6 protein-coding genes are annotated in these 4,885 nt (G+C 72.0%); 1 reads left to right on the top strand and 5 read right to left on the bottom strand.

Features of this window, described 5'->3' with window-relative positions; all coding sequences use genetic code 11:
• The 5 genes from GT354_RS07190 to GT354_RS07170 form a co-directional block, all read right to left on the bottom strand.
• On the bottom strand, nucleotides 1-352 hold a 352-nt coding region (locus GT354_RS07190; protein ID WP_161355414.1), incomplete at its 3' end, for a Gfo/Idh/MocA family oxidoreductase.
• Between the two features lie 262 nt (nucleotides 353-614).
• On the bottom strand, nucleotides 615-1,493 hold the full coding sequence (locus GT354_RS07185) for an alpha/beta hydrolase (protein WP_161355413.1): 879 nt from the start codon (nucleotides 1,491-1,493) through the stop codon (nucleotides 615-617).
• 787 nt (nucleotides 1,494-2,280) lie between these two features.
• Nucleotides 2,281-2,556 (bottom strand): transposase, encoded by a 276-nt coding sequence (locus tag GT354_RS07180; RefSeq protein ID WP_161355412.1) that lies wholly within the window; start codon nucleotides 2,554-2,556, stop codon nucleotides 2,281-2,283.
• Nucleotides 2,553-2,711, bottom strand: a complete 159-nt coding sequence (locus GT354_RS07175) for a hypothetical protein (RefSeq protein ID WP_161355411.1) — start codon at nucleotides 2,709-2,711, stop codon at nucleotides 2,553-2,555. Before GT354_RS07175 ends, GT354_RS07180 begins: the two co-directional genes overlap by 4 nt.
• Before the next feature lie 40 nt (nucleotides 2,712-2,751).
• The gene (locus GT354_RS07170; RefSeq protein WP_237534461.1) at nucleotides 2,752-3,690 is read right to left on the bottom strand and encodes an SDR family NAD(P)-dependent oxidoreductase; all 939 of its coding nucleotides are present in this window, start codon (nucleotides 3,688-3,690) and stop codon (nucleotides 2,752-2,754) included.
• 148 nt (nucleotides 3,691-3,838) lie between these two features.
• Here GT354_RS07170 and GT354_RS07165 point away from each other — a divergent pair, with 148 nt between their 5' ends.
• Complete coding sequence (locus GT354_RS07165; RefSeq protein ID WP_161355410.1) at nucleotides 3,839-4,705, top strand: helix-turn-helix transcriptional regulator; 867 nt, start codon at nucleotides 3,839-3,841, stop codon at nucleotides 4,703-4,705.
• The last annotated feature ends 180 nt before the right edge of the window (nucleotides 4,706-4,885 follow it).

The raw sequence follows: 4,885 nt of genomic DNA, 5'->3' as shown, positions 1-4,885 counted from the left end.
CAACGTCATCCCCGAGGCCGATCGCGTCGGCCAACCTGCGCGCGGCGTCGAGGTTGTCGGCGACCGGCTTCTCCAGCAGTACGGCCTTGCCGGCCTGGGCCGCGCGCTCGGCCAACGCGGGCTGGGCCTCGGGAGCGACCGCGAAGACCACGGCCTCGCACCGGTCGAGCAGGTCGTCGTATTCCGTGCACGCGACCGCGTCGTATCGCTCCGCGAGTCGCTGGGCCGCGTCCGGGCGCCGCGCCCACACCGCGGCCAGCCGCGTCTGCGGCCCGGCGGCGAATACCGGGGCATGCACCCGCTCCGCCCAAGGTCCTGCGCCGACCAGACCCACCGCGACCGGCTCGCCCATCGTCTACTCCCTGTGGCTCGGATCTTCGTCGCTTGCGGCCGCCCGCAACTGCAAGGGCGGTACGGGCCGAGCGTATCCGCGCCGGGAGCGGGAGCGACGCCGTCCCGCAGCACTGGTGTGTTCGCCGACGCGACGCGACGCGACGCGACCCGGTCACGCGGGTGCGGTCCGGCCCGGTGCGGTTCCGGAGCGCGCACGGGGGGCGCGCCCGTTCCGTCCCGTCCCATCCCGCCCCGGACCCGGCTCGGACTCGGCGTCGAAGCTACCGGGACACGAGCGCGCGAAGGGCCGCGACGACGTCCGCCGGGGCCTCCTCGGCCATGAAGTGGCCGTAGGGCGCGGTCGTGTGCCGCAGGTCGGGAGCCCACGCCCGCCACCGGGCGGCCGCGTCGAAGCCCAGCGCCTGCCCCCAGTCCTGTTGGACAACGGTGACGGGCATCCGCAGCCGGTTGCCGGCCGCGCGATCGGCCAGGTCGTGCTCGACGTCCACGCCGGCCGACGCGCGGTAGTCGGCCACGATGGATGTGACCGCCTCGCGCGACGCCCGCAGGTAGGCCGCGCGCACGTCGGCGGGGATGGCTTGCGGGTTCTGTGTCCAGGCGTCGAGGAACCAGCCGAAATAGGCATCCGGGCTGCCGTTGATGAGCTGTTCGGGCAACCCGGGCGCCTGGGCCATCAGATACAGGTGAAAACCGACCGCCGCCGACGTGCCGTGCATGACGTCCCACATGTCCAGGGTCGGCAGCACGTCGAGCGAGGCCAGGTGGGTGATCACGTCCGGATGGTCGAGCCCGGCCCGGACGGCGACGAGGGCGCCCCGGTCGTGCCCGGCGAGGGCGAACCTGTCGTGGCCGAGCGCCCGCCCCAGCGCGACGATGTCGGCGGCCATCGTGCGCTTGGCGTAGGTCTGCCCGTCCGCGTCGGCCGGCTTGTCACTGGCGCCGTAGCCGCGCAGGTCCGGGCACACCACGGTGTGATCGGCGGCGAGATCGGCGGCGACGTGCCGCCACATCAAGTGGGTCTGCGGAAAGCCGTGCAGGAGAACGATCGGGCGGCCGACACCACCCACGGCGACGTTGAGCGCGACACCGTCGGCCACCTCGACGCGCCGATAGTCGAAGCCGGGGATCGTCGGTTCCATGGTGAATCCTTCTTTCGGTGTGCGGGTGCGGGTACCCGGGACGGCGGCGGCCGTGGTCCGACCGCACGACAGCAGCGTGGCGCCACGTGATCAGCAACCGATGAGCGCCGAATGAGCACGCGGTGAGTACGGGCTGAGCACGGGCAGAGCATCGAGCCGAGCACGCGACGGGCAAGCGATGGCCGGGACCGAGCCGGTGATGGGGCGCGGCGGGCGCGGGAGGGCTTGCCGTCGGCTTGGCGAGTCCGCGATGACACGTGCTGGGTCCGGTGGGTGCGCGGGGCAGTGCGGTGCGCGCGCGGTGGGTGCGGTTTGGGTGCGGGAGGGCTTGCGGTGGGCACGGGTCCGGAGCGCGGCGGGTGCGCCTGGTGGGCGCGGGGCGAATCGCGACGGCGCACGGTGGGTGTGGTTTGGGTGCGCGATGGGCTCGGCGAGTTCGCAACGACACTCGGTGGGTGTGATGCCGTGCGGGGGTGTGCGGTGGGCGCGGGCCGAATGTGCGACGACCCGTGATGAGTACGGGTCGGGTGCCCGATGGTGTGCCGCAGGTGCGCGAAGGCTGCGGTGAGCATGGGTCGGTGTGCGGTGCGGATTGCGCGTAGCCGATGACATTCGTTGGGCGCGATGGGTGTTCGGGTGAGGGGCCCTACTGGTGATCGCGTAGACGGTCTTCGTCCCGGCCTTGCCGGCCTTGCGGTGGGTGCGGCGGCGCTTGATCTCCGGGGCCTGGACGGCGTGCGGGAAGAGTAGACCGGGACGGACGGTGCGGACCTTCGAACGGCGGATCTCACGGCGGCCGTGCCCGGCCTTGATGGTGCGGTGCTGCAGCGGGATCTGCTGCCAGGGCAGGCGACGCAACTGCTTGCGCAGCTTCTTCTGGTTTCCTTCCCTTGACCGCCGGGAGGTAGTGGCCGCCGGCGGTGACGACATGCTCGGCGTGGGCGCGCCGGGTGTGCATCGCATCGGCGGTGACGACCACGCCGCGCAGGTCGATCCGGTCCGGCAGCGGGGCGAAGGCGGGTATTTCGTTGCTCTTCGCAGCGATTTGGCGCCGGGCGATCACGGTCTGGAGGCGTGGAGCGCGGCGGCGAGCAGGTGCACGGCGCCGATGTCGGTGCGGGACCCGCGTACGGTCTTGCCGTCGACGGCCGGGCCGATCAGCCGGTCGCCCGGTTCGTCGACCGGGTCGGCGGTGTACCGGGCGAGCCAGGCGGCCACCGCGTCGTCCAGGGCGTCGCCGTCCAGGCGGGCCGGTGCATCAGCCCTGGCTGCTCATGTCGCGGTGAACCGTTCGGCGGCATCCCAGAGTTCGCCTTCTCGCCGCGGGTCGTAGGACTCCGGCGACGAGCGGTCCGCACGGCTGCGGTCGACGTAGGAACCGGTCGGCGCCTGGGTCGTGCCGAGGACGACGTCGGCGAGGTGGCGTCCCGCGGCGTTGCGGCCGGTGGCGAACGGGGTGAGGGTCATCGCCGGCAGGATGCGGCGCATCGCGAACCGGGAGACGGGGTCGGCGTTGCGGGCGAGGCCGGTGCCGGGTACGAAGCCGGGGTTGTAGGCGACGGCGTCGATTCCGGCCGGCAGGCGGCGTGCGTACTCGTGCACGAGGTAGATGGCGGCCAGTTTGCTCGTCTTTGCTCGTCGAGTACGCGGTGCGCCCGGCGACCGCGGTGTCCGGCTTGGGGAAGGCGCCCGTGCGGGCGAGGACGTCCGGGGACTTCCAGGCCGGGCCGGGCACCATGCCCAGATTGTGCTTGAAGTCGCCGAAGTGGGTGTCGCTCGCGGTGATCACGATCCGGGCGGGAGCGGCGAAGCGGTCCTGGAGCAGGCGGACGAACAAGTGGTTGGCGAGCACGTTGACCGTGAAGGTGGACTCGAACCCGTCGGGTCCCTCGGTGAGCGCGTTCGTGTACTGAATGCCCGCGTTGCCCACGAAGCCGCGCAGCGGCGGCAGGTCACCGCGGTCGAGCCGGTCGCGGATCTCGGTGGCGGCCGAACGGACGCTGTCCAGCGAGCCGAGGTCCGCCGAGACGTGCGAGACCGTGTTCCCGCTCGTGGCGAGTTCCGCGGCGAGCTGTGCGCCGGAGGATCCGCGGGCGACGACGAGAAGGTGCACATCCGGCAACCGGCGCAGGATGTGCTCCGCGGCGACGCGGCCGATCCCGCGGCTCGCGCCCGTCATCACGATGGTGTGCTTCATGGAAGGCTCCTTCACTGGTCAACCGAGGGCGCCCGGCTTGGGCACAGCCCCACGTTCGCCGCTTGCGCCACCGCCGACCAGTGCCGTCCCCGTCACTAGGACCGGCAGTACCCAGGCTGATGCGGCGCCGCGCGGCGAGAATGAACCCATGGCTGCCTCCCGCTCCGATTTCGCTGCACTCCTGCGCGCCTGGCGCGACCGCCTCTCTCCGGCCGACGCCGGCTTCACCGTGACGGGCGGCCGTCGGGCCCCGGGACTCCGCCGCGAGGAGCTGGCGCAACTGGCCGGGCTTTCCGTCGACTACGTTTTGCGCCTGGAACAGGGACGCGCGACCAGCCCCTCGGCCCAGGTCGTCGGCGCCCTCGCCCGGGCCCTTCAGCTCTCCCGCGCCGAGCGCGACCAGCTGTACCGAAGTGCCAGGCTCCTGCCGCCACGGGACGGGACGGTCAGCCACGTGCCCCCGGGGATTCAACGGCTCGCCGCGCGCCTCGGCGACTTCCCGATCGGCGTGTTCACCGCCGACTGGACCCTGGTGTGGTGGAACTCGATGTGGAGCGCCCTGCACGGCGACCCCGCCGTCCTCCCGCCCGCCGAACGAAACCTTGCCCGCGCACTCTTCGGCAACGGCGCCGCCCACGCCTCGATGCTTCCCGTCCGGTCCGAGCGCGGACCGGACGCCTTCGAGGCATCGGTCGTCGCCGACCTCAAGGACGCCGTGTCCCGCTATCCCGCGGACGCCCAGCTCGATCGTCTCGTGCAGGAACTGCGAGAAATATCCGACGCCTTCGCCCATCACTGGGCCACGCAGACGACCGCCGTCCCCCACACGACCGACCGCAAGACGATCCGGCATTCGGAGATCGGCGACATCCTGCTCGACTGCGACGTCCTCATCGTCCCCGGCGTGGACCTGCGTATGGTCACCTACACGGCAGCGACCGGAAGCAGCGACGCGGGGAAACTGGACCTCCTTCGCGTCACAGGTGGCCGCCGTACCGCCACCGCACTCCCCTGACCGGCGGCTGCCGGACGTTTTCGCCAAACCGACTGGGCGAACCTCACCGCTGCCACCGGCCACTATCGGTCACGGACCGAGCACGCACTCGACCTGCTTCATCTCGCAGGCTGAGAACGCATCAGCCCTGTCTCGGGGCGCGGGGTGGGGACTGTGGGTGGGGGATGACGTTCGGTGGGT

It is taken from the genome of Streptomyces sp. SID3343 (genome assembly GCF_009865215.1).
GTDB lineage: Bacteria > Actinomycetota > Actinomycetes > Streptomycetales > Streptomycetaceae > Embleya.
This window is presented reverse-complemented; position numbering and strand designations above follow the sequence as displayed.